The 23,804-nt window shown below is 73.8% G+C and carries 16 protein-coding genes and 1 pseudogene; 7 read left to right on the top strand and 10 right to left on the bottom strand.

Annotated features, from left to right (window positions below; translation table 11 throughout):
• The first annotated feature begins 13 nt into the window (after positions 1 to 13).
• Both G407_RS27160 and G407_RS0111120 read left to right on the top strand, forming a co-directional pair.
• Positions 14 to 1,033: an alpha/beta fold hydrolase gene (locus tag G407_RS27160; RefSeq protein WP_084327469.1), complete on the top strand. Its 1,020-nt coding sequence runs from the start codon at positions 14 to 16 to the stop codon at positions 1,031 to 1,033.
• 400 nt (positions 1,034 to 1,433) lie between these two features.
• A complete protein-coding gene (locus G407_RS0111120) occupies positions 1,434 to 1,895 on the top strand; it encodes a hypothetical protein (RefSeq protein ID WP_156917558.1) in 462 nt (153 codons plus the stop codon).
• Between the two features lie 77 nt (positions 1,896 to 1,972).
• On the opposite strand, the gene typA is transcribed toward G407_RS0111120, so the two are convergent.
• The 3 genes from typA to G407_RS0111105 form a co-directional block, all read right to left on the bottom strand.
• Complete coding sequence (typA, locus tag G407_RS0111115) at positions 1,973 to 3,802, bottom strand: translational GTPase TypA (protein WP_029030855.1); 1,830 nt, start codon at positions 3,800 to 3,802, stop codon at positions 1,973 to 1,975.
• A 231-nt stretch (positions 3,803 to 4,033) separates the two neighbouring features.
• Entirely contained in the window at positions 4,034 to 5,113 is a 1,080-nt protein-coding gene (locus G407_RS0111110) for a trypsin-like serine peptidase (protein WP_156917557.1), read from the bottom strand.
• A 79-nt stretch (positions 5,114 to 5,192) separates the two neighbouring features.
• Positions 5,193 to 5,591 carry a flagellar basal body rod protein FlgC gene (locus G407_RS0111105; RefSeq protein ID WP_029030853.1) on the bottom strand — a complete coding sequence of 133 codons (399 nt, stop codon included), beginning with the start codon at positions 5,589 to 5,591 and terminating at the stop codon, positions 5,193 to 5,195.
• 106 nt (positions 5,592 to 5,697) lie between these two features.
• Between G407_RS0111105 and G407_RS0111100 the strand changes: the two genes are divergently transcribed.
• From G407_RS0111100 to G407_RS0111090, 3 genes are all read left to right on the top strand, one after another.
• Complete coding sequence (locus G407_RS0111100; protein ID WP_029030852.1) at positions 5,698 to 6,633, top strand: diacylglycerol/lipid kinase family protein; 936 nt, start codon at positions 5,698 to 5,700, stop codon at positions 6,631 to 6,633.
• Positions 6,630 to 7,445, top strand: coding sequence for an inositol monophosphatase family protein (locus tag G407_RS27155; protein ID WP_043539574.1), 816 nt, complete (start codon positions 6,630 to 6,632; stop codon positions 7,443 to 7,445). The genes G407_RS0111100 and G407_RS27155 overlap by 4 nt, the downstream gene beginning before the upstream one ends.
• A gap of 240 nt (positions 7,446 to 7,685) precedes the next feature.
• Positions 7,686 to 10,055 (top strand): Tex family protein, encoded by a 2,370-nt coding sequence (locus G407_RS0111090; protein WP_029030851.1) that lies wholly within the window; start codon positions 7,686 to 7,688, stop codon positions 10,053 to 10,055.
• A 51-nt stretch (positions 10,056 to 10,106) separates the two neighbouring features.
• Here G407_RS0111090 and G407_RS27150 read toward each other — a convergent pair.
• Both G407_RS27150 and G407_RS0111080 read right to left on the bottom strand, forming a co-directional pair.
• Positions 10,107 to 11,840: pseudogene (locus G407_RS27150) on the bottom strand (monovalent cation:proton antiporter-2 (CPA2) family protein).
• Positions 11,841 to 11,910: 70 nt separating this feature from the next.
• Positions 11,911 to 13,635, bottom strand: a complete 1,725-nt coding sequence (locus G407_RS0111080; protein ID WP_084327466.1) for an isovaleryl-CoA dehydrogenase — start codon at positions 13,633 to 13,635, stop codon at positions 11,911 to 11,913.
• A 143-nt stretch (positions 13,636 to 13,778) separates the two neighbouring features.
• On the opposite strand from G407_RS0111080, the gene G407_RS0111075 reads away from it, so the two are divergent.
• Positions 13,779 to 14,534 carry a DUF429 domain-containing protein gene (locus G407_RS0111075; protein ID WP_029030849.1) on the top strand — a complete coding sequence of 252 codons (756 nt, stop codon included), beginning with the start codon at positions 13,779 to 13,781 and terminating at the stop codon, positions 14,532 to 14,534.
• A 99-nt stretch (positions 14,535 to 14,633) separates the two neighbouring features.
• Positions 14,634 to 15,593, top strand: coding sequence for a threonine/serine dehydratase (locus G407_RS0111070; RefSeq protein ID WP_043539572.1), 960 nt, complete (start codon positions 14,634 to 14,636; stop codon positions 15,591 to 15,593).
• 170 nt (positions 15,594 to 15,763) lie between these two features.
• On the opposite strand, the gene G407_RS0111060 is transcribed toward G407_RS0111070, so the two are convergent.
• The 5 genes from G407_RS0111060 to G407_RS27140 all read right to left on the bottom strand — a co-directional run.
• Positions 15,764 to 17,833, bottom strand: coding sequence for an HlyD family efflux transporter periplasmic adaptor subunit (locus G407_RS0111060; RefSeq protein ID WP_210163105.1), 2,070 nt, complete (start codon positions 17,831 to 17,833; stop codon positions 15,764 to 15,766).
• A gap of 110 nt (positions 17,834 to 17,943) precedes the next feature.
• Positions 17,944 to 19,302 carry an efflux RND transporter periplasmic adaptor subunit gene (locus G407_RS0111055; RefSeq protein ID WP_029030846.1) on the bottom strand — a complete coding sequence of 453 codons (1,359 nt, stop codon included), beginning with the start codon at positions 19,300 to 19,302 and terminating at the stop codon, positions 17,944 to 17,946.
• On the bottom strand, positions 19,299 to 20,165 hold the full coding sequence (locus G407_RS0111050; RefSeq protein WP_052341243.1) for an efflux RND transporter periplasmic adaptor subunit: 867 nt from the start codon (positions 20,163 to 20,165) through the stop codon (positions 19,299 to 19,301). Before G407_RS0111050 ends, G407_RS0111055 begins: the two co-directional genes overlap by 4 nt.
• Positions 20,166 to 20,191: 26 nt before the next feature.
• Positions 20,192 to 21,811: a TolC family protein gene (locus G407_RS27145; RefSeq protein WP_052341242.1), complete on the bottom strand. Its 1,620-nt coding sequence runs from the start codon at positions 21,809 to 21,811 to the stop codon at positions 20,192 to 20,194.
• Between the two features lie 97 nt (positions 21,812 to 21,908).
• A partial coding sequence (locus G407_RS27140; protein ID WP_043539570.1) for a putative Ig domain-containing protein occupies positions 21,909 to 23,804 on the bottom strand: 1,896 nt, incomplete at its 5' end.

Raw genomic sequence — 23,804 nt, 5'->3', positions numbered from 1 at the left:
AGGGTCGCGCGCCATGAAGCTCGTCCCCACCGCCGCCAATCCCGTGCCCGCCGGCGCCGTCGTCGGGCGGATCGTCGCGCGCGACGGCGCCCCCTTGCGCGTCGCGCGCTGGCCCGCCCGGACGCAAAGCCCGCGCGGAACCGTCGCGATCTTCCAGGGACGCGCCGAGTTCATCGAGAAGTATTTCGAGACGATCGAGGACCTGCTCGCCCGCGGCTTCTGCGTCGTCGCCTTCGACTGGCGCGGCCAGGGCGGCTCGGAGCGGATGCTGGCGGACCCGCGCAAGGGCCATGTCGGGCGCTTCGGCCTCTACGCCCGGGACGTCGAGGCCGTCGCCGCGCAGGTGCTCGCGCGCGACTGCCCGCGCCCGCACGCCGTGCTCGCCCATTCCATGGGCGCGGCGATCGCGCTCGACCTCGCGCGGCGCGGGCGGCTGCCGGCGGAGCGCATCGTCGCGCTCTCGCCGATGATCGCGCTCGCCCAGGTGCGCCGTCCGCGCCTCGCCGAGGCGGGGGCGACGCTGTTCTGGCTGATGGGGCTCGGCGGCTCCTTCGTGCCCGGCGGAGGCGAGACCTCGGTGTCGACGAAGCCCTTCGCCGGGAACCTGCTCACGTCCGACCGGCTGCGCTACGCCCGCAACGCCGACGCAGCCGCAGCCCTCAAGGATGGGGCGATCGGCGACCCCACGATCGGCTGGGCGCGGGGCGCCTTCGCCCTGATGCGCCGGCTCCGGGAGCCGCGTGCGGCGCTCGAGATCCGCATCCCGACCCTCGTCCTGGCCGCGGGCGCCGACCGCCTCGTCTCGACCCCGGCCGTCGAGCGCTTCGCGGCGCGGCTGAAGACCGGCAACGCCATCGTCGTCCCCGGCGCCCGCCACGAGCTGCTCACCGAGGTGGACGCGATCCGCACGCCGGTGATGGCGGCGATCGACGCGTTCCTGCCGGGCGGGGAGACGGCTGGTGAGGAGCAGAATGGGATGACGTCGTCACGCGCGGAACAGCCGGCCGAGGTGCAAACCACGCCGTCCGACTGAAGCCGCAGCAAGCGGAGGCTGATGCGTCGAGGCTGGAATGCCGGAGAAGAAGGACCGGGAGACGGCTGTTTCCCCCGCCGCGAGCGGGATGAACGTGTCGATCGGTTGCAGCAGACATAGATTGCTACTAACGTCTGCTCACCGACATAGCAGGCGGTCCGCCGATGGCCGAGGAACCCAACCCTTGCGAAGAACACAATGAGCGTATCAAATCATCGATCGACGAGCTGAAACGTCGGCACGAGGAGTTGAGAGCCGACAAGCTGGACCTTTTTCGCACGAGGCCAACGGGATCCAATAGCTGGCAAGGCCATCAGAGGCAGTTCCGTGGGCGTCAGGCACGGCTCCGCCAGCAAATCGACGAGGCCCGGGAAGCCGGATGCGATCCGGCTATGGGTGCTTGGAGGTGGGCGACCTACCCGACCCCCGCGAGGCCGAGACCGAGGATGCGATCATGAAGCTAAGCTTCGAACGGCTCGAACACTTTCTCGTCGATGCGCGCCGAGCCTGCGCGGAGGATGCGCAGGAAATCGTCGGCGAGATTCACACGGAGTACGATGAGGCGCCGATCTTCGTGCTCCTCTATCGGGATCACGACCTGAACCGGTTCGGACGAAATCTCGCAGACGTCATGCTGAAGCATTTCCCCGACCGGGTACCTCCGTTCACCGTCTCCGCGATCACGCAGGACGAGAGAACGGAACGGCACCACGCCTTCGTCGATGGCCCTCGTCTCCTGGAGGAGCTCGCGCACCTTCGCCCGTTCACGGCGGACACGAGCTTCCCCCGCCTCGGAGAAGACGTCTTCGAGAGCCGCGTCTCCGAACGGGCTGCGCCGAGCCGCATCGACGGCATGCGCTGATCGCCGACGCGGCCCTGTCGGGCGGCGCTTGCGGCCTCGAACGAGCGCGCCCGAGGCCGTCGTCGCGCGCCGGGCTCTCACCCCGCGAGCGCTTCCTTCTGCTTGCCCGCGCGCTTGCGCTCGTTGGGGTCGAGGATCGCCTTGCGCAGGCGGATGTTCTTGGGCGTCACCTCGACGAGCTCGTCGTCCTGGATCCAGGCCAGCGAGCGCTCGAGCGTCATGCGGATCGGCGGGGTGAGGCGCACCGCCTCGTCCTTGCCGGTCGAGCGCACGTTCGAGAGCTTCTTGCCCTTGAGGACGTTGACCTCGAGGTCGTTGTCGCGGGTGTGGATGCCGATGATCATGCCCTGGTAGACCTTGGCGCCGGGCTCGATCACCATCGGGCCGCGATCCTCCAGGTTCCACATGGCGTAGGCCACCGCCTCGCCCATCTCGTTGGAGATGAGCACGCCGTTGACGCGCCCGGGCAGCTCGCCCTTGTAGGGCTCGTAGGCCTTGAACAGGCGGTTCATGATCGCCGTGCCGCGGGTGTCGGTGAGCAGCTCCGACTGGTAGCCGATCAGGCCGCGGGTCGGCGCGTGGAAGACGAGCCGCTGGCGGTTGCCGCCCGACGGCTTCATCTCGACCATGTCGCCCTTGCGCTCGGACATCTTCTGCACGACGACGCCGGCGTGCTCCTCGTCGACGTCGATGACGACCTCCTCGACCGGCTCGAGCGTCTCGCCGGTGGCCTCGTCCTTCATGAAGACGACCCGCGGGCGCGACACGGCGAGCTCGAAGCCCTCGCGGCGCATGGTCTCGATCAGGATCGCGAGCTGGAGCTCGCCGCGGCCCGAGACGTAGAACGAGTCCTTGTCGGCGCTCTCCTCGATCTTGAGCGTGACGTTGCCCTCGGCCTCCTTCATCAGGCGGTCGCGGATCATCCGGCTCGTGACCTTGTCGCCCTCGGTGCCGGCGAGCGGCGAGTCGTTGACGATGAAGGACATGGTGACGGTCGGCGGGTCGATCGGCTGGGCCTGGATCGGCTCCTCGACGGAGAGGTCGCAGAACGTGTCCGCCACCGAGCCCTTCGACAGGCCGGCGATGGAGACGATGTCGCCCGCCTCCCCCTGGTCGATCGGCTGGCGCTCGATGCCGCGGAAGGCGAGGATCTTCGAGACGCGGCCCTGCTCGACGACGTTGCCCTTGCGGTCGAGCACCTTGATCGTCTGGTTCGGCTTGACGACGCCCGACGCGATGCGCCCCGTGACGATACGACCCAGGAAGGGGTTGGCCTCGAGCAGGGTGCCGAGCATGCGGAACGGGCCCGGATCGGTGTCCGCCGGCGGCACGTGCTCGAGCACGAGGTCGAACAGCGGCGCGAGGCCCTGGTCCTTCGGCCCCTCGGGGGCGGCCGCCATCCAGCCGTCGCGGCCCGAGCCGTAGAGGATCGGGAAGTCGAGCTGCTCGTCGGTGGCGTCGAGCGCGGCGAAGAGGTCGAAGACCTCGTTGATCACCTCCTGGTGACGCGCGTCCGGCCGGTCGATCTTGTTGATGGCCACGATCGGCTTCAAGCCGATCTTCAGCGCCTTCGAGACCACGAACTTCGTCTGCGGCATCGGCCCCTCGGCGGCGTCGACGAGCACGATGGCGCCGTCCACCATGGAGAGGATGCGTTCCACCTCGCCGCCGAAATCGGCGTGGCCGGGCGTATCGACGATGTTGATGCGCACGTCCTTCCAGACGACCGAGGTCGCCTTGGCGAGGATGGTGATGCCGCGCTCCTTCTCGAGGTCGTTCGAATCCATCACGCGCTCGGCGACGCGCTGGTTCTCGCGGAACGCCCCCGACTGCGAGAGGAGCTTGTCGACGAGCGTGGTCTTGCCATGGTCGACGTGGGCGATGATCGCGATGTTGCGCAGCTGCATGGTCTCTTCCGAATGGGAGCCGCCTTCCGGGCGCGCCGGTATGCCGGCGAGGCCATGACCGCGTTATGACACGCGCGATGGGGCGGGGAACGTCTGCCGCCCATATAGGGATTGCTTTGGGGATGCAAGAGCGTGGGACTGCGAGACAGGCCGGCGCGCGTCCCCGCGGCCGGGACGATGCGCGTCTGCGGCGGCTCCGCGCGCGGCAGGGTGGCGGCCATCGGGCGCCGGTCAGCGGACCTCCTTGAGCAGATCTCGCCACGCGTCGTAGAAGCGATGGGCGCTCACCGCCATCTCGTTCTGCCCGTCCCCGTCGGGGTAGCTCGCCGACATGATGCCGACGACGACGAAGCCGTCCCCCTCGGGGACGAAAAGCGGCGAGCCGGAATCGCCGTCGATTGCATCGCAATCGTGGAAGAACGTACCGTCCTCGAACAGCCTGAGCACGGCGCAGCCCTCGTGGGCGGTGAGGCGGGATTGGCTGTCGGCGCTGTAGCCGGCCTGGCTCAAGGCCGCGAGCAGGCCCTCGTCGAAGCGGCGCGCCAGGTCCTGCGCCGAGCCGGGGTCGACGCGCATGAAGCCGGCGATGTCGCCGATCGGGTCCGCCAGCACCACGAAGGCCCAGTCGAGCCCGTCGATGGCGCTCGTCTCGGCGTGGCGGGCGTTGTCGAACCCGTCGGGCAGGATCTCCCGCACGACGGCGCTGCGCGCGACCTCCCGCGGGCCGTCGAGACCGGCGACGAAGACGAGCGCGCGCTCGCGCACGTTGGAGTTCTCCTCGTCGAAGAAGCAATGCGCCGCCGTGAGCACGATGTGCGGCGCAACGAGCACGCCCGAGCAATGGCCCGTCTCGGTCTCGAGCCGCCCGATGCTGCTCCACGGAGCGCGCAGGGTGTCGACGAAAACGCGGTCGTCCCGGCCGGAGAAGGCCGGGCTCGGGCGCCCGCGGCAGTCCTTGGTGTCGGTGCCGGGCGGGCACAGCCCCGTGCCGGTGCCCGGCTCGTCGCACTGCCCGTCGCGCGCGTGGTAGCAGGCGTTCGCCGCGAGCGGACCCTGGCGCCGGCAGTCCCATGCGTCGCTCCCCGCGGGACAGACGCCGGTGCCGATGCCGGGCTCGTCGCACTCGCCGTCCACCGCGTAGGGGCAGACCTCGCGGGACTCGAGCGCGGCGGACGCGCCCTGTGCGCTGGCCGGCGAGGCGAGGAACGGCGCGAGCCAGGCGACGACGACGAGCCCCGCCCGCCGTGCCGCGTCGAAGCGCCGCCGCGGTCGCGCCTCGGCCTTTCCTGCCCAGCCACGAGCCGGACCCATGGCGACGCCCCCCATCGCTCGTTCACGCTTTCGAACGGCAGGATACCCGGGCCGACCGGTCGGGTCCATGCACCCCGCGTCACGCCTCGATGTCGAACAGCGTCTCGGTCATGTCGCGCGCCGCGCGCATGGCGGCGGCATTGGCCTCGAAGGCGGCGGCGGCCATGATCTGGTTCGTCACCTCGCCCACGATGTCCACGTTGGGCGCCGCGACGAAGCCCCGCGCGTCCGCGTCCGGCGAGCCGGGCTCGTAGGCGGTGACGAAGGCCGGCCGGCGCTCGGCCAGGCGCGCGGAGACGCCGGCGCCGTCGAGCGAGGTCTGCACCACGTCGACGGGCGTGTAGGACCCCGCGCGGCCGCCGGGCTCGGCGGGCAGCGCCCCCGTCGTGCGCAGGTTCGCGACGTTCGATGCGCTCGCCTCGAGGCGCAGCGAGGCGGCGTCGAGGCCGGTGCGGGAAATGGCGAGCGCGGAGATCATGACGCGAGCCTACGCCGGCCCTTCTTTCCGCCCCGTTGCGGCGATCGCACGAATGCCGCGGATCCGCGCGGTGGAACCCCGATACGCGCCTGCGCGTCGCCCGCCCATGCCGCGCGCCACGCTCGTCTACAACCCCACCGCCGGGGCGGACCCGGTTCCTGCCGCGAGGCTCGCCGCGACGCTCGTCGCCGCCGGGTTCGAGACGCGGGTCGTCTCGACCAAGGAGGACGACGTGGAGGAGGCCCTCGCCGAGCCCGCCTCGGGCGCGCCCGGCGATCTCGTCGTCGCCGCGGGCGGGGACGGCACGGTCGCGCGGGTGATGCGCGCGCTCGGCCCCGACGCCCCGCCGCTCGCGATCGTCCCCCTCGGCACCGGCAACAACGTCGCCCATGCGCTCGGCCTCCCGATCGGGCCGGACGCGCTCGGGGCGGCGCTCCACGACGCACGCCCCCGCGCCTGGCGCACGGCACGCCTCGTGGACGGCGACGCCGAAAGCGCCCCCGCCGAAAGCCCGCCCGTCGAGAGCACCCTCGTCGAGGGGCTCGACCTCGGCGCGCTGGCCGCGGGACTGCGTGCCGCGGGCGAATCGGGGCTCGACGGGCCGCCGAAGATCGCGCACGGGCGCGCGGTGCTGGCCCGCACGCTCGCGACCGCACCGCCGGTGCGCATCCGCCTCGCCCTCGACGACGGCGCGCAGGAGACGCACGATGTCCTCTTCCTCGCCGCCCTCGTCTGCGGCCGCGTCGGGCCCGCGCTGACGCTGTGCCCGCGCGCGGCCGGCGGGGAGACGCTCGCCGTCGTCGCGCTCGCGCCGGAACGCCGCGACGCCTTCCGCGCCTGGCTCGCCGATCCCGAGGGGCCCGCGCCCGTCGCGATCCGCCACGCCGCGCGGCTGCGGGTGTGGGCGCCGGAGGGCACGCCCTGGCGCGCCGACGACACGTTCGCCGTTCGCGAAACCGGCACGGCGCCGATGACGCTCGCCGTGCGGACCGACTCCGTTCGCATTCTCGTGCCTCGATCACCGCCGGAGAACGCGCCATGACGGACGCAACCGATCCCCACGTCGCCTACGAGCGCGGCGCCATCGTGCTCGCCCGGCTCGCCGGCGCCGAGATCGTCTCGGCCCTCGGCGGGCGGCGCGACGTGCGCTACAAGACGCAGGCCGAAGGCGCCTTCCTCGATCCGGTCTCCGAGGTCGACCACGGGGTCGAGACGCTGATCCACGCCATCCTGGCCGAGCGCTTCCCCGATCACGGGGTCCTCGGCGAGGAGCTGACGCCCCGGCGCGCCCGCGGGAGCGACGTGGTCTGGGCGGTCGATCCGGTGGACGGGACGACGAATTTCGTCAACGGCTTTCCGCTCTTCTGCGCCTCGATCGGCGTGCTCGAGGCCGGGCGGCCGGTGGCGGGCGCGCTGTGGTGCTCGACGAGCCACGCGCTGCGCGCCGGCGTCTACCACGCGCGGGAGGGCGGCGCCCTCGCCTTCGACGAGACCCCGCTCGACCCCGCGCCGGACCCGGCGGTGCGCCGCCGGCTCGCCGGCACGCCCGAGGGCGGCGCGCGGGGCACGGGGCCCTTCGACCTGCGCAAGACCGGCTCGGCCGCGCTCGAGTGCGCCTTCGTCGCCGCCGGCCTGCTGGCGGCGGCGCGCTTCGCGGCGCCCAACGTCTGGGACGTCGCGGGCGGAATCGCGTTGGTACGGGCCGGCGGCGGCGCCGTGCGCCATCGCCCGCCCGGCGGGGGATGGGTGCCGCTCGAGCGGTTCGAGGCGCCGGACGGCGACCTCGCCCGCTGGCGCGGCGAGATCGCCGTCGGATCGCCCGAGGCGCTCGACGCGCTGCTGGCGCAGGGGTGAGCGGTGCGCGCCGGCGAACCCCGCACCCCGGCGCGCGTTCTCCCGCGACCACACCAGACGGGAGACCGAGCCATGTTCCGCTTCATCCGACGCGCGTTCCTGCTGCGCGAGGCGTTCCGCTTCCTGAGGCGGCGCCGCCGCTGACGCGGCCCGCCCGCGGCGGTCCGGCGCGCGGTTTGCCGGCCGCCGCGGGCGCGCTACACCTGCGCCTTTCCGATCACGCGATTCGGTGAAGGCGCCATGACGAAGACAAACGCGGGCGACACCGCCCGCACCATCATCCGCGGCATCGCCGCCGAGCTCGGCGTGGCGGACGCGCAGGTCGCCGCCGCGGTGACGCTCCTCGACGAGGGCGCGACCGTTCCCTTCGTCGCGCGCTACCGCAAGGAGGCGACCGGCGGCCTCGACGATGCGCAGCTGCGCACGCTGGAGGAGCGCCTGGGCTACCTCCGCGAGCTGGAGGATCGGCGTGCCGCGATTCGCGCCGCCATCGCCGAGCAGGGCAAGCTCACCGACGCGCTCGCCGCCGCCATCGCCGCGGCGGACACCAAGGCACGGCTCGAGGATCTCTACCTCCCCTACAAGACGAAGCGCCGCACCAAGGCGCAGATCGCCCGCGAGGCTGGGCTCGGCCCGCTGGCCGAGGCGCTGATGGCGTCTCCCGAGCGCGCGCCGGAGGACCAGGCCCGCGCCTTCGTCGACGCCGGGAAAGGTGTCGCCGATGTCGACGCCGCGCTCGAGGGCGCGCGCCACATCCTGGTCGAGCGGTTCGCCGAGGACGCGGACCTGATCGGGCGCCTGCGCGAGGATTTCTGGCGCGAGGCGCGCCTCGTCGCCACCGTCCGGGAGGGCAAGGAGCAGGCGGGCGCCAAGTTCTCGGACTACTTCGGCTATTCCGGAAAGATCGCCGACCTGCCGGCCCACCGCATCCTGGCGATCTTCCGCGCCGAGAAGGAGGAGGTGCTCTCGGTCTCCCTCACCGAGATCCCGGAGAACGCCCCCGACACGGCGAAGGACGCCTACCCCGCCAAGATCCGCGCCCACTTCCGTCTCGCCGATCGCGGACGCCCGGGAGACGCCTGGCTCGGGCGCGCAGCCGGCTTCGCCTGGCGCACCAAGATCTCCCTCTCGGTCGCGCTCGACGCCCGTGCCCGGCTCTGGGCGAAGGCGGAGGAGGAGAGCATTCGCGTCTTCGCGGCGAACCTGCGCGACCTGCTGCTCGCCGCGCCCGCCGGCGCGCGGGCGACGATGGGGCTCGACCCCGGCTTTCGCACGGGCGTCAAGGTCGCGGTGGTCGATGCCACCGGCAAGGTGGTCGCCACCGACACGATCTACCCGCACGAGCCGCAGCGGCGCTGGGACGCGGCGCTCCACGCCTTGGAAGCGCTGGTTCGCCGCCACGACGTCGAGCTGATCGCCATCGGCAACGGCACCGCCTCGCGCGAGACCGACAAGCTCGCCGGCGAGCTCGTGGCGCGGCTCACCGACCGCAAGGCGACGAAGGTGATGGTCTCGGAGGCGGGCGCCTCCGTCTATTCGGCCTCCGCCTTCGCCTCCAAGGAATTGCCCGATCTCGACGTGTCGCTGCGCGGCGCGGTCTCGATCGCCCGGCGCCTGCAGGACCCGCTGGCGGAGCTCGTCAAGATCGACCCGAAGTCCATCGGCGTCGGACAATACCAGCACGATCTCGCCGAGCACGCCCTCTCCCGCGCCCTCGACGCCGTGGTCGAGGACTGCGTGAACGCGGTCGGCGTCGAGGTGAACACGGCGTCCGCGCCGCTGCTCGCGCGGGTCTCCGGGCTCGGCGAGGGCGTCGCCAAGGCGATCGTCGCGCGCCGCGACGAGGCCGGGCCGTTCCGCACCCGCAAGGAGCTGATGAAGGTGCCCGGCCTCGGGCCCAAGACCTTCCAGCTCGCCGCCGGCTTCCTGCGCATCCAGGACGGCGCGGACCCGCTCGACCGCTCCGGTGTCCACCCGGAGGCCTATCCGGTCGTGCGGCGCATCCTGGAGTTCACCGAGGCCGACGTCGTGCGCATCATCGGCGACACGAAGACGCTGCGCGCGCTCGACCCGCGGCGCTTCACCGACGAGACCTTCGGCGTGCCGACCGTCTCCGACATCATCGCCGAGCTGGAGAAGCCCGGCCGCGACCCGCGCCCGGCCTTCAAGACCGCGAGCTTCGCCGAGGGCGTCGAGAAGATCTCCGACCTGCGGCCCGGCATGGTGCTGGAGGGCGTCGTCACCAACGTCGCCGCCTTCGGCGCCTTCGTCGACATCGGGGTCCACCAGGACGGGCTCGTCCACGTCTCGGCCATGTCGACGAGCTTCGTGAAGGACCCGCGCGCCGTGGCGAAGCCCGGGGACGTGGTGAAGGTCAAGGTGATGGAGGTCGACGTGCCGCGAAAGCGCATCGGCCTCTCCATGCGCCTCTCCGACGAGCCCGGCCAGGAGCGGCGCCCGGCCCAGAAGGCCGGGGGCGGACGGGGCGAGGCGCCGCGCGGGGAGCGGCGCGACGACACGCGCGGGAAGCCTCCCGCCGAGCGCGGCGCGCCGGCAGGGGGCGCCCTCGCCGAGGCGCTCCGCCGCGCCCGGGAGCGTGACCGGCGCTGAGCCTCAGGCGGCCAGCTCGGCCAGTGCGCGGATGCCATGCGTCCTCGGCATCTAGCGTCCCGGCTCCAGGCTCTCCAGCCCCCGCTGATGGTCGAGGCGGCGGCGCACCACCTCCTCGCCGACGCCGAAGCCCTCCAGCACGCGCCCGGCGAGCTGGAGGCTCGCCTCGAAGGCTTCCGGCACCGCGACGGTCGCGCCCGCCTCGATCAGCCGGTGCGCATGCGCGCGGTCGCGCGCACGGGCATAGATCGGGATCATCGGCCAAGCCTGGCGGATGGCGCGGGCGATCGCCTCGGCCGCGTTCGGGTTGTCCATCGTGAGCACGACGGCGCTCGCCTCGGCGATGTGGGCGCGGGTGAGGAGATCGAGGCGGGAGGCGTCGCCGAACTAGACCGGCAGCCCCTCCTTGCGCGCGGCCGCGACACCGTTCGGGTCGGCGTCGATGGCGACGAAGGGGATCGCCTCCGCCTGCAGGGTCTCGACGAGGGTACGCCCGACGCGGCCGAAGCCGGCGAGCACGACGTGGCCCTCGACCTCGGCCATGCTCTCGAGCGCGTGCTCGGCCGTGCCGTCCGCGCCCGCCATGCGCGCGGCGAGCCGCTCGGCGGCGTGCGCGACGAGCGGCGTCACCAGCATGGTGAGGCCCGCGACGATGAGCATGAACTGCCCGACGCCGGGCGGGATCAGGCCCAGGCTCATGGCGAGGCCCACCACGATGAAGGCGAACTCGCCGCCCTGGCCGAGCAGGAGCCCCGCCTCGATCGCGGTCGCGCGCCCCAGGCCGAAGGCGACGCACAGCCCCGCCGTGACGAGGCTCTTCAGCGCGAAGAGCCCCACCACGGAGGCGAAGATCCAGAACGGCGCCTCGACGATCACCCGCCAGTCGATCCCCATGCCCACGGACATGAAGAACAGCCCCAGCATCAGCCCCTTGAACGGCTCGATATCGACCTCGACCTCGTGCCGGAACTCCGTCTCGGCGATCAGCAGCCCGGCGAGGAAGGCGCCGAGCGCCATCGACAGGCCGGCGGCGCCGGTGATGGCGGAGATGCCGATGACGGTGAGCAGGATCGCCGCCATGAACATCTCGGGACTGCGGGTCTGCGCGGCGATGCGCAGGGCCGGGCGCAGCACGAGGCGGCCGACGGCGTAGATGCCGCCGATGGTCAGCGCCGCCTTGCCGAGCGCCAGCGCCAGATCGACCCCGAGGTTGCCCTCGACCTTCGCCCCGAGCACGCCCACCACGAACAGGATCGGGACGACCGCGAGGTCCTGCATCAGAAGGATCGAGAAGGACGAGCGCCCGAGCGGCGTGCCGAGCCGGCGCCGCTGCATCAGGAGTTGCATGACGATGGCGGTCGAGGACAGCGCCAGGCAGGCGCCGAGCACGATGGAGGCCGGGATCGAGTTGCCGAACTCCCAGGCGATCACGCCGATGATCGTCCCGGTGATCAGGATCTGCGCGGAGCCGAGCCCGAACACGAGCCGGCGCATCGCCCACAGCCGCTCGAGCGACAATTCCAGGCCGATGACGAAGAGGAGGAAGATCACCCCGAGCTCGGCGAGCGCCTGCACGCCCTCGAGGTCGTCGATGACGGCCCAGCGCAGCACCGGGAAGTCCGCCACGAGGAGGCCCAGCCCGAACGGCCCGATGACGCCGCCGACCACGAGGTAGCCGAGCACGGGCGAGACGCGCATGCGGTGAAAGAGCGGCACCATCACGCCCGCGGCGATGAGGAAGACGATCACCTCGCGCAGGTAGGGGATGCCGACGTGAGCCTCCATCCGCATGAACCTCCTGTGGAATTCTCCGCCGGAGGCTGCCCGCCGGGGGCGGCCGGGTCAATGCGTCAGATCAAGCGTCGCCGTCGGTGACCCGGGCCGCGACGGCCGCGATGTCCGTCGCGCCCGGCAGCGTGCCGTAGGCCCTGCCGCCGTCGCCCGCGAGCCGCGCGGCGCAGAACGCGTCCGCGGTTGCGGGCGGGGCGTGGCGAACGAGGAGCGCCCCCTGCAGCGTCAGGGCGATACGCTCGCACGTGCGGCGCGCCGCGCCCTCGTCGTCAGCGGCGGCGCGCAGCTCCCCGGGAAGCGCGCGGATCGCCGCGTCGAGGCGCCGGTCCGCGCCGGTCGCGGCCGCGAGCTCGGTCTCCAGCGCCGCCATGGCGTCGGGTGCGCGGGCCAGGGTGCGCAGCACGTCGAGCGCGATGACGTTGCCCGATCCCTCCCAGATGCCGTTGAGCGGCGCCTCCCGGTAGAGCCGCGGCAGGTCGCTCTCCTCGACGTAGCCGCCGCCGCCGAGGCATTCGAGGCACTCGGCCACGAAGCCCGGTGCCCGCTTGTTGAGCTGGTACTTGGCGAGGGCGACGCCGAGCCGGGCGAAGGCGCGCTCGCTCTCGCCGCTCGCATCGAAGGCCTGCGCGACGCGGAAGGCGAGGGCGGCGGCGGCCTCGTAGTCGAGCTGCAGGTCGGCGATCACGCCCCGCATCGCCGGCTGGTCGATCAGCGTGCGCTGGAAGGCGCGGCGGTGACGGACGTGGTGGTGCGCCTGCGCCAGCGCCGCGCGCATGATCCCGAGCGACCCGAAGACCGTGTCGAGCCGGGTGCCGTGCACCATCTCGATGATGGTGCGCACGCCCTCGCCCTCCGCGCCGATCAGGACTGCGTGCGCGCCGTGATACTCGATCTCGGAGGATGCGTTGGAGCGGTTCCCGAGCTTGTCCTTGAGGCGCATCACGTGGATCGCGTTGCGCGTGCCGTCCGGCAGGACGCGCGGGACGAGAAGGCAGGATAGCCCGCCGGGCGCGACTGCGAGCGTCAGGAAGGCGTCCGACATCGGCGCCGAGCAGAACCACTTGTGCCCCGTGAGCCGGTAGTCCGCGCTGGGCCCGCCCGCACCCGCGGGCTCGGCCCGCGTGGCGTTCGCCCGCACGTCCGAGCCGCCCTGCTTCTCCGTCATCGCCATGCCCAGCGTCACGCCCGCCTTCTCGGACGCGGGGCGCAGGACGGGGTCGTAGCGCCCGCCGATCAGCCGGTCGAGCCAGGCCTGCGCGACCTCCGGCTGGCGCCGCAGCGCCGGAACGCTCGCATAGGTCATCGAGATCGGGCACATCACGCCGGCCTCGGCCTGGGTGAACAGCGCGAGCAGCGCCGCGTGCAGCGCGTGCCCGCCGCCCTCGCCGGCCGCCGCCCGCGCCCAGGCGACGTCGTGGATGCGGTGCTCCATCGCGAGGCGCATCAGCGCGTGGTAGCTCGGATGGAAGCGCACCTCGTCGAGGCGCCGGCCGTAGCGATCGAAGGTCACGAGCTCGGGCGGATGGCGGTTCGCCAGCACGCCCGCCTCGCGCACCGCGTCCGAGCCGGCGGCGCGGCCCAGCGCGGCGAGCGCGGGCTCGGCCCAGGCGCCCGTCGCCCGCAGGGCCGCGTCGCGGAAGGCCGGGTCCGAGGCGAAGAGGTCGCGCGGCCCGAAGGGCGGCGGCTGGTTCGTCACCGCATGCGTCGCGAGCTCCGCGAGCGGCGGCGCGGCGGCATCGGAGCCGGCGAGCGGCTCCTGCCGGATATCGGATGTCGTTTCGGACGTCATGGCGGCATCCTAGCGGTTGTCGACGATCCGACCAAGCATGGCCGTGGAGTCGGGCGCGACGACGCCCCGCTTCTGTGGCCTGCGGCCGGAGGGGTCTATGGTGGCCACGACGGGCGGCCGGCGCCGCTGATCGAGGTCCTCGCATGACGTCTCCTCCATCGCCCTCCTCCTCCCCCTGGATCGCCGGTGCGGACGGCTGCCGCGGCGGCTGGGTCGTCGCCTTCGCGCGCATCGACGACGCCGAGCCGCCGCGCCTGCGCGGGGCGCCGGACCTCGCCGCGATCCTCGACGCGCCCGAGGCGCCGCGGATCGTCGCCGTCGACATGCCGATCGGCCTGCCCGAGCGCATCGTCGGCCCCGGCCGGGCGGCGGAGCAGGCGGTGCGACCGCTGCTGGGCGCGCGCCAGTCGAGCGTGTTCTCGATGCCCGCACGCGCGGCGGTCCACGCCGACGGCTTCGCGGAGGCCTGCGCCGCCGCGCTCGCGACCTCGACGCCGCCGCGCAAGGTCTCCAAGCAGGGCTTCATGCTCTTCCCGAAGGTGCGGGAGATCGACGTCCTCCTGCGCGCCCGGCCGGCGGACGCGGCGCGCGTGTTCGAGAGCCATCCGGAGGTCGCCTTCTGGCGCATGAACGGCGAGCAGGCTCTCGACACGCCCAAGAAGGTGCGCGGCCGCCCGCATCCGCCCGGCCTCGACGCCCGCCGCGCGCTGCTCCGCGCCGCCGGCGTCGCGCCCGCGCTGATCGCGGCCGAGCGCCCGCGCGGCGCGGGTCCCGACGACCTGATCGACGCGCTCGCCTGCCTCGTCGTGGCCCGGCGCCTTTCTGCGGGAACCGCGCGGCCGTTCCCCGATCCGCCGGAGCGCGACGCGCACGGGCTCGCCGTCGCGATCTGGGCCTGATGGCGCGGGCCTCGCGGTTTCGCCCAATCCGGTCGGGCGGGCCCGTCCTGGCGCGGCGCGCCGGGGCGGACTAGGAAGGGGGCAGACACGGAGACACCGATGACCGCCCCCGCGAGCCCGCTTCCCGTCACGCCCCGAGACATCCAGGACGCCCACCGCCGCATCGCGCCCCACGTGCGCCGCACGCCGACCTGGCGGCTGGAGAACGCCTTCGGGCACGAGGGGCTGGTCTCCCTCAAGCTCGAGTTCCTCCAGCACGCGGGCTCGTTCAAGACGCGCGGCGCCTTCAACAATCTCCTGACGGAGGAGGTACCGGAGGCCGGGGTCGCGGCGGCGTCCGGCGGCAACCACGGCGCCGCCGTCGCCTATGCCGCCCGCGAGCTCGGCCACGCGGCCACGATCTTCGTCCCGGAGATCTCGCCCCGCGCCAAGGTCGACGTGGTGCGCCGGATGGGCGCGGACGTGCGCATCGGCGGGCCGCGCTACGCCGATGCGCTGTTCTCCTGCGGCATGCACATCGCCGCCACCGGCGCGCTCTCGATCCACGCCTACGACGCCGAGGCGACCATCGCCGGCCAGGGCACGGTCGCGCTCGAGTGGGAGGAGGACGCCGCCGGCGGCCTCGACACGGTCCTCGTCGCGGTGGGCGGCGGCGGGCTCGTCGCCGGCATCGGCGCCTGGTTCGGCGGGCGCGTGAAGGTGGTGGGCGTCGAGCCGAACGGGTCGTGTGCGCTGTTCGCGGCGCTGGAGGCGGGAGAGCCCGTCGACGTCGAGGTGAACTCGATCGCCGCAGATTCCCTCGGCGCGCGCTCCGCCGGCCGCATCGTCACCGAGATCGCGCTCGCCACCGTCGACCACGTGGCGCTGGTCGACGACGAGGCGATCGTGGCGGCGCAGCGCCTCCTGTGGCGCGACTTCCGCATCGCCACCGAGCCCGGCGGCGCCGCGGCGCTGGCGGCGCTGATGTCGGGCGCCTATCGGGCGGCGCCGGGCGAGCGGGTGGGCGTGCTCCTGTGCGGCGCCAACGTCGACCTCGCCGCCCTCGACGCGCTCGGCTGAGCGGAACCGCGGGAACGCGGGCGCCGCCGCGACCGTTCGAGCCGCTCGGAGGTCGCCCATGTTCGTCTTCTTCTCGAGCCGTCTCGGCTGCCTCGGCTCGATCGCCGTCTCGCTCGTGCTGACGCTCGTCCTGCTCCTGGTGCTCGGCGTGCTGTGAGACGCGGCGCGGCTCAGAACCCGCTCTCGCGCACCAGCACCGCCACCGCGGCGCGCCAGGCGCGCACGACGAAGCTCTCCGCCTCGCCGTCGAGCCGCACGGTACCGCGCAGCGCCAGCTCCGGCGCGCCGCCTCCGACCGGCCGCAGAACGACGCGGTAGACCGCCTCGTGGGGCACGAGCGCGCCGTCGCGCAGGTTCGCGGCGATGCCGCCGCCGTGGTCGGAGGCGAGCTCGGGCGCGGCGTCGAGGCGGCGCGTCGCGGTCTCGGAGATGCGGGCGACGACGAGCGGCACGGGGGGGCGGCCCGGCGCGTCTGCGTGGAAGGTCGCCTGCGCGCCCGTCGCGACGCGCGCGAGATCGGCCTCGCCGAGGTAGGCGGCGACCTCGCCCGAGCCCGGCGCCGCGATCGTCGCCAGCCAGGCGCCCTCCGGCATCCAGGTGCCCGGGCGCGCCTCCTCCGCGAGCTCGACGATGCGCCCCTCGATCGGGGCGACCACCGCGAGGCGCTCGGCGAGGCGCCGCAGCGCCGCGCGCTCGGCGACGGCGCCCTCGAGCTCGGAGAAGATCACCTCCCGGCTCGCGCCCTCGACCCCCGCCCCGATCTCGACCGACGCGCGCCAGCGCAGCACCGCGATGCGGCGCTCGACCTCCGCGAGGCGGTAGTCCATCTCCGGCGAGACGAAGGCGAAGAGCGGGTCGCCCCGCGCCACCGTCGCGCCGTGCGCGACCGCGGCGACGTCGAGCCGCGCGCCGACGGGCACGTGGACCTGCACGCGCTCCTCGGCCTCGAACAGCGCCGGCGCGTGCACCGCGCTCGACCACGGCACGATCGCGAGGACGACGAGCCCGGCGGCGACGAGGCCCGTCGCCGCCGTGTGGCGGTTGAGGCGGTAGGCCTCCCGCCGCTTCGCCCACTCCGCGACCTCGAGCGCGATCGGGCGGCCGATGAACCAGGCGAGCTCGACGACCATCAGCAGGATGCCGAGCAGCTTGAAGAAGAGGTGGTAGACGAGGAGCGCGATGCCCAGGAACAGGAAGAAGCGGTACAGCCAGGTGCAGACCGCATAGCCGACGAAGAGACGCCCGCGCCGGCGCGACAGCGGCTCCGGCGGCGGCTCGCCGAAGCCGAACAGCGCCTCGCGCAGGCGCCAGCGCGCATGGCGGAAGGCGCGGTCCTGGAGGTTCGGCGCGTCGATCAGGTCGGAGAGCAGGAAGTACCCGTCGAAGCGCATGAACGGGTTGAGGTTGACGGCCAGCGTCATGATCCACGTCGTCGTCGCGAGCACGAAGGCGGCCGAGCGCACCGGCCCGTCCGGCAGGAAGCTCCAGGCGAGGGTCATCCAGGAGGCGAGCGCGAGCTCGATCGCCATGCCGGCATAGCCGATCCGCAGGCGCGCGCGCCGGTCCGTCAGCCGCCAGCCCGCCGTCGTGTCGGTGTAGAGGACGGGGTAGAGCACCATGAGCGCGACGCCCATGGTCGGCACGGGCAGCCCGGCGCGCTTGGCCGCGTAGGCGTGGCCGAGCTCGTGCAGCAGCTTCGCGGCGACGAGCGCGACGCCGATGGCCAGCGCGCCCTGCCAGGAGAACAGGTAGAGGAAGGTGGTGACGAAGGCGTCCCACTGGCGCAGCGCGAGCGCCACGCCGAGAACGCCCGCGCCGATCGTGAGCCAGCGGAACACCCCGCCGAAGAACGGGCGCGCCAGCGGCAGCGTCGCGCCGAGGAAGGCGTCCGGCCGCACGAGCGGGATCCGGATGAAGAGATAGTTCTTCAGGGCCGCCATCAGCGGGCCCGTCTTTCCCGCGCGCTTCTGCTCGAGCAGCCGCGCGTTGGCGTCGGGCCCGCGCGCCTGGACGAGGTTCGCGCCGGCGAGGAAGCGCGCGAAGCCCTCGACGTCGGCTTGTGCGACGGCGAGCGTCGTCGCCAGCGAGACGGACGCGGCGACGGCGGCCGGATCGCCCGCGTCCCAGCGCGCCAGCATCTCGACCTCCGCCCAGCCGATGCGGAAGTAGCGGGCGCGGGCGGGGTCCTCCAGCGTCCAGGTCGGCGCGCCGTCGCGGCCGGGCGGACCTTCGTGCAGCACGATCTCCTCGCGCAGCGGAGGGAGCGCGGGCGCGGGAGAAAGCGCGGGAGAGAGCGCCGGCGTGGCCGCGCCTGCGGGCCGCGGCGCGCCCCCGAGAGCGAGCGTCCCGCTCACAGCCCGAGCCACAGCCGCGCGGCGGCGATCGGCCGGCGCAGCAGGTAGAGGGCGAGGATCGTGCGCTCGCCGTAGAGCTTCGCCGTGCCCCGCAGCCCGATGCGCAGGCGCGGGTCGTCGGCGTCGAAGCCGGCGCGCAGCCGGTAGGCCATGACGCCGTCCGGCGTCGGCGTGGCGCGGTAGCCGGCGCGCAGGAGGGTGGCGGGGAGCGGGTCGGCGGGGTCGATGTTGAGGAAGAGGCGCACCTCGGCCCCGGGCTCGAGCACGATCGCGTCGGCGACCGCGAGGTGGATCTCGAGCGCCCGCCTGCCGGGATCCGCCACCTGCATGATGCGCTCGCCGAGCGCGACGGGCCGCCCCTCCCAGTCGGAGGCGTCGTCGAAGACCGCGATGCCGTCCCGCGGGGCGGATATGCGGATGCGCGCGAGCGTCTCCTCGACGAAGGCGACCTCGGCGGCGTTCTGCTCGCGGCGCCCCTCCAGGATGGCGATGCGCGCCCGCGAGCGGTCGTCGAACACCGCCTGCTGGCGCGCCTGGCGCAGCTCGGCCTCGGCCACGGCGAGCGCCTGGCGGGCGATCTCGAGCCGCGCGGACAGCTCGCGCCCGTCGAGCGTCACGAGGAGGTCGCCCGCGGCGACGGCCGCGTTCGGGTCGACGTGCACCGTCTCGACCACGCCGTCCACGGGGGCGGTGACGAGGGCGGCGTCCTCGGCGACGACCTCCGCCGGCGCCAGGACCGACTGGCGCACCGGCAGCGCCAGGATCGCGAGCGCGGCGAGCGCGGCGAGAGCCGCCGCGAGACCGCGCCGGCGGACGCGGCCGCGTCGCCCGCGCGCGCCGACGAGCGCGGCCCAGGCATGCGCATAGGCGTCGGCGAGGTGGCCGAGCACCTGGAGCTCCGCCGGCCCGAAGGGTTCCTCGCGGGCGAGCAGCAGCAGCGCGCGGACCTCGCCGCCGCGTGCGAGGGGAACCAGGGCGAGCCGGGCGGGGAGATGCGTCGCCAGGAAGGTCTTCGTCTCGGCGTCCGGCTTCTCGCCCGCCTCTTCGGGGAGCGACGGCAGGTCGACGGCGCGCGGCCCCGCGGCGGCGTCGGTGCGCGCGGCGACGCGCTTCATCAGCGCGGCGAGCCGGCGGGTGAAGGGGGCGTCCGGGTCCGGCGTGGCGAGGCCCGACAGCGCCTCGATGCGGCCGCTGTCGGCGCGCAGCAGCGCGGCCTGCCGGTAGGGCACGACGAGATGCGTGTCGTTGACGAGGACGAAGCCGAGCGCTTCCGCGCTGGTGGCGGCACGGGCGCGCTTCTCGACCTCGAGCAGCGCCGAGAGCGCGACGAGGCGGCGATCGGGCGGCGGGTTCATCCGTCGGGCGGCGCGAGCCGGGCGACGCCGCTCATGCCGGCGACGAGGCCGGGCGTACCCTGGGGGATGCGGCCGAAGACCTTGACCGACTGGCTGACGGGATCGACGCGCGCGCCGATCCGGGCGACCTCGGCGTCGATGGTCAGGCCGAGCTCGTCGACGGCCAGCACGAAGCGCTGGCCCGGCGCGAGCCAGCGCAGCCAGCGCGAGGGGACGAGCATCTCCGCCTCGAGCGCCCCGTCGTCGAGGATGGCGAGGAGCTCGGCGCCTTCGCCGACGTATTGATGCTCCTGTGCGCGCCGCTCGACCACGCGGCCGTCGAAGGGCGCGCGGATCTCGCAGCGGGCGACGAAGACCTGCGCCAGCGCCGTCTCGGCCTGCGCGGCGGCCAGCGCGGAGCGGGCCTCGTCGACCTCGAGGCGGCTGATTGAGGAGAGCCGGTCGAGTCGCCCGGCGGTCTCGAGGCGCCTGCGGGCGGCCTCCTCCTGCGCGGCGGCGCGGTCGCGCCGGGCCTCGTGGGCGGCACAGTCGATGGCGGCGAGGAGGTCGCCCTCGGCGAAGGCCTCGCCCTCCCGCAGCCCGAGCGTGACGATCTTGCCGGGGATCTCGGTGGAGAGCACGGTGTGGCGCCGCGGCGAGATCTGCGCGCGGATCTCGGTCTCGACACCGCTCCCGCCCCGTCCGCCCGCGGCGACGCCGGCCGCGGAGCCGTCCGGCGCGACGAGGGGAGGCGGGGAATAGAGGTCCTGCGCGGCCGCCGGCCCGGCGACCGGGGAGCCCGGGACGCCGAGAGAGCCGATGGCGAGGAGGCCGAGCGCCGCCGCGAGCGGGAGCGACACGAGCGGCCGGCGGATGACGCGCATGCGAACCTCCTCGATGCCTCCCCCGGTCACTCCACCGCGGGGCGCGCCGGGGGCATGGCCGCGTAGACCGCGGCCGGCGCGTTCGCCGCGACCGGCACGGTCTGCGCCGGCGGCACGGTGGGCAGCTCGATCCGCCCGGCGTCGACCCGAGCCGCCATCGCGGCGATGGCCGCGGCGAGCGTGTCGAGGTCGCCGTCCTCCACCGACGTGGGAAGCGGATCGATGCCGGCGGCAGCATACACCGATCCGAGCGCGTTCTGAACCTCGGCGAAGGCCCGGTTGCGGGCGCGGGTGGCGAGCACCGATGCGGCCTGGGCACGCACGCGCTCGAGCAGGTTCGAGGCGTCCTCTTCCGCGGCGGCGCGCGTCGCCTGGGCGATGCGCTGCTCGACGCGCTCGATCGAGGCCGAGCGGTCGTAGAGACGCTGCGCACGCTGGTAGCGGCGGTAGGCGAGGTTCACCTGGGTGAGGATCGCCATGCGCAGCGCCAGCCTGCGCGTCTCGGCGAGCTCCTGGCGGGCCTCGCCCTCGGCGAGGATCGAGGGCACGGCAACGAGCCGCAGCAGGTTCCAGGTGACGGAGACGCCCGCGTCGGCCCAGGAATTGTTGACGAGGAAGTCGTTCGAATCGTAGTTCACGCCGCCGAACAGCGAGGCGCCCGGCAGGAGCTGCAGGATCTCCGAGCGGGTCTCGAGCACGACGTTGCGCGCGACGTAGAGCTCCTCCTGGATCTCGGGGCGCTGGACCATCGCCACCGCCTCGAGGTCGTCGAGCCGGTAGGGCAGGCGCGCCGGCAGCGCCCGGCGCGGCGGGGCGAGCGTGAAGCGGGTGCCCGGCGGCAGGTTCATCAGCCCGGCGAGCTGCGCCTTGGCGATGGCGAGCTCGCTCTCCACCACCTCGAGCTGCTGGACGATCTCGAGCAGCGCGCGCTGGAATTGCAGCGTCTCGAGCGGCGGGAGCAGCCGCTCGTCCTCGGCCTGGCGGGCGAAGGAGAGCGCCTGGCGCGCCTCGGCGAGGGCCTGCGCCACGCGCGGCTGGAGCTGCTCGGCGGTCACGGCCTCCCAGTAGGCGGCGCGGACCTGGTCGGCGATGTCGATGACGATGCGCCTGCGCTGCTGCTCGGCGGCGAGGATGCGGTTCGCCTGCGCCTTGGCGCCATAGTAGCTCAGGCCGAAGTCGAGCGTGCTGAAGGAGGCCTGCAGGTCCGCCGTGCGCAGCACCTCCTCGGTGCTCGTCGACGGCTCGAGCGACTGGCGTCCGGAGATGATCGAGCGCGAGGACGAGGCCTGGACGTTGTCGCGCGTGCGGTAGCCGGCGCGGCCCACGACCTCCGGCAGGAGGTCGACGGTGGCGACGTCGAGCGCCTTGTCCTCCAGCGCACGCTGCATCAGCGCGACGCGGTGGTCGAGATTGTACTTGACGGCGCGGGCGAGCGCCTCCTCCAGCGCCACCGGGCCGGAGATCGGCTCCTGTGACGCGTACATGACCGCACGGTCCTGCGCGGCCTGCGCGATCTGCTCCTCGAGAGAGAGCGGGTTGGGCGTGATGGCGCAGCCCCCGAGGAACAGCGCGAGCGCGCCGACCGCACCGAGCACGCCGGTACGGCGCGGGTTCCGCGTGGCGCGGGACGAACGGGAGGTGACCATGTGCACGCGCTTCCCCCTGGACGGCCCGACCCGGGCCGATCCCCCTCACTTCGACGCTGCCGGCTGGACGCTACGCGATTCGCTCGGGATGGCCGACTCAGGCTGCCTCCCTGCCGTTGCGCGAATCTCCCGCCATGTCGCCCGAAGGCTGCCCTGCAGGCAAGATCGCAATCAGGCTGTCCAGAAGATGCTCGCCGCGTGTTGCCCAGGCGCCACGGCTGGCGGCTTTCACCACCTCGCTGAAGCCCGGCTTGCCGACGAGCGGTTGGACGCCGGGCACCTCCGCGGTTGTCGTCCGGAACGCCGGGTCGCGCTCGAGCGCTCCGTCCTGTTGCGGCACGGCGCCCTCGGAGGGGCCCTGCCCGGCCGGAGGCGCCTCCTCCGCGGCCTCGACCGCGATCTCGACGGTCGTCGAGGCGGCCTCGCCCGTGGGCAGCGTCGCGGTGATCACCACGTCGAGCTCGCCGGTGAAGCCGGGGGGCGCGTCAATGGTGAAGGTGCCGGTCGCCGGGTCGAACTCCACCCAGACCGGCAGCGGCGAGCCGTCCGCCAGCGTCGCGCCGACGAGCACCTGCACGCCGGCGTTCTCGACCACGAAGGTCGCGGGCGGCAGCGTGAAGCTGATCGCGCCGCCGCCGGAGCGGGCGACGAACGATCCGGCGCTCGGCTCGGCGCGGATGGCGAAGCCGGGCGCGTAGCCGAGCCCGCCGTCCGGCGGTGCGAGGAAGAAGCTCGGCCGCGGCGTGATCGGCTCGGGCAGGCCCGGCGGCAGCACGATCGGCTCGGTCGGCGGCCCGACCGGCGGGAGCCCCCCACCGACGCCGCCGAAATCCTCCGCCGGCGGCGCGGCCGGCGGCACCGACGGAACCGGCGCCGGCGGCGGCGGGAGCGGGGCCGGCGGCGGCGGCAGGACCGGCTCCGGCGCGGACACGAGGACCGGAGGCTCCGTCACCACCGGCGGCGTGCCGATGGAGAACGGCACGACGATCGTCGTGCGCGCGCCCTGCCGGTCGGTGCCCACGATCGTGAAGCTGGTCTCGCCCGGCGTCGTCGGCGTGCCGCCGATCGTGCCGGTGGCCGGATCGAAGGCGAGCCCGGGGGGCAGGCCCTCCACCGTGACGGTCACCGCGTCCCCGACGTCGGGGTCGGCGAAGAGGCCCGCCGGCAGCCTGAACCCGAACGGCTCGCTCGGCGTGCCGACCTGGCCGGGAACGGTGCCCACGACCGTCGGTGCGTCGTTCACCGACGTCGCCTCCACCCGCGTCGTCGCGTTCACCACCGCCGGGGCGACGCCGTCGGACACGGACACGGTGAACGTCGTCGTTTCGGTGAGGCCCGGCGCCACCCGGTTCGCCGTCGGCGCGAAGACGAGCCCGCGCAAGGCCGCCTGCGCCGCCGCCGCGTCCGCGGCATTCAGCGTGTAGACGCCGTTGCCGGCGTGGACGAAGCCGCCGAGATTGCCGAAGCTCCCCTTCGCGGCGGCATCCAGCGTCACGGTCACGGTGACCGGCTGGCCGGTGTCCGGATCGGCGATCGTCACGTCGGCGAAGGGCGTCACCGTGCCGGTGTCGAGCACGCCCTGCACGGGCACGGTGAAGTTCCCCGCGGCGAGCGCGTCGTTGACAGAGGTCGAGACCACGCCTGCGGTGCCCTGCGTCGTCGTCGACGCGTCGTCGACGGCGACGGTGAAGGTCGTCGTCTCCGTCGTGCCCGGTGCGACGCGGTTCTCGGCGGGCGTGAACACCAGCCCCCGCAGCGCGATCTGTGCCGCCGCCGGTGCACCGGTGAAGGTGTAGACGCCCCCGCCCGCATTCGTGAACCCGGCGAGCGTGGTGAAGCTCCCCTTCGCCGCCGTGTCGAGCGTCACCGTCACCGTGACGTTGGCGCTGTCGACGTCCCCGATCGTGGCCGTGGTGAACGGCTGGACCGTCGTCTTGTCCGTCACCGCCTGGCCGAGGGCGAGCCCGCCCAGCGTCGGCGCGTCGTCGACGGC

Source organism: Salinarimonas rosea DSM 21201 (assembly GCF_000429045.1).
Classification (GTDB): domain Bacteria; phylum Pseudomonadota; class Alphaproteobacteria; order Rhizobiales; family Beijerinckiaceae; genus Salinarimonas; species Salinarimonas rosea.
The sequence above is the reverse complement of the archived record's forward strand: the minus strand, read 5'-3'. Positions and strand labels throughout refer to the sequence as shown.

Excerpts from the sequence above, each read along its gene's own strand:
- G407_RS27160 (WP_084327469.1), top strand. The coding sequence starts at position 14 with ATGAAGCTCGTCCCCACCGCCGCCAATCCCGTGCCCGCCGGCGCCGTC.
- typA (WP_029030855.1), bottom strand. The coding sequence starts at position 3,802 with ATGCAGCTGCGCAACATCGCGATCATCGCCCACGTCGACCATGGCAAG.
- G407_RS0111110 (WP_156917557.1), bottom strand. The coding sequence starts at position 5,113 with ATGGGTCCGGCTCGTGGCTGGGCAGGAAAGGCCGAGGCGCGACCGCGG.
- G407_RS0111105 (WP_029030853.1), bottom strand. The coding sequence starts at position 5,591 with ATGATCTCCGCGCTCGCCATTTCCCGCACCGGCCTCGACGCCGCCTCG.
- G407_RS0111100 (WP_029030852.1), top strand. The coding sequence starts at position 5,698 with ATGCCGCGCGCCACGCTCGTCTACAACCCCACCGCCGGGGCGGACCCG.
- G407_RS27155 (WP_043539574.1), top strand. The coding sequence starts at position 6,630 with ATGACGGACGCAACCGATCCCCACGTCGCCTACGAGCGCGGCGCCATC.
- G407_RS0111090 (WP_029030851.1), top strand. The coding sequence starts at position 7,686 with ATGACGAAGACAAACGCGGGCGACACCGCCCGCACCATCATCCGCGGC.
- G407_RS0111080 (WP_084327466.1), bottom strand. The coding sequence starts at position 13,635 with ATGACGTCCGAAACGACATCCGATATCCGGCAGGAGCCGCTCGCCGGC.
- G407_RS0111075 (WP_029030849.1), top strand. The coding sequence starts at position 13,779 with ATGACGTCTCCTCCATCGCCCTCCTCCTCCCCCTGGATCGCCGGTGCG.
- G407_RS0111070 (WP_043539572.1), top strand. The coding sequence starts at position 14,634 with ATGACCGCCCCCGCGAGCCCGCTTCCCGTCACGCCCCGAGACATCCAG.
- G407_RS0111055 (WP_029030846.1), bottom strand. The coding sequence starts at position 19,302 with ATGAACCCGCCGCCCGATCGCCGCCTCGTCGCGCTCTCGGCGCTGCTC.
- G407_RS0111050 (WP_052341243.1), bottom strand. The coding sequence starts at position 20,165 with ATGCGCGTCATCCGCCGGCCGCTCGTGTCGCTCCCGCTCGCGGCGGCG.
- G407_RS27145 (WP_052341242.1), bottom strand. The coding sequence starts at position 21,811 with ATGGTCACCTCCCGTTCGTCCCGCGCCACGCGGAACCCGCGCCGTACC.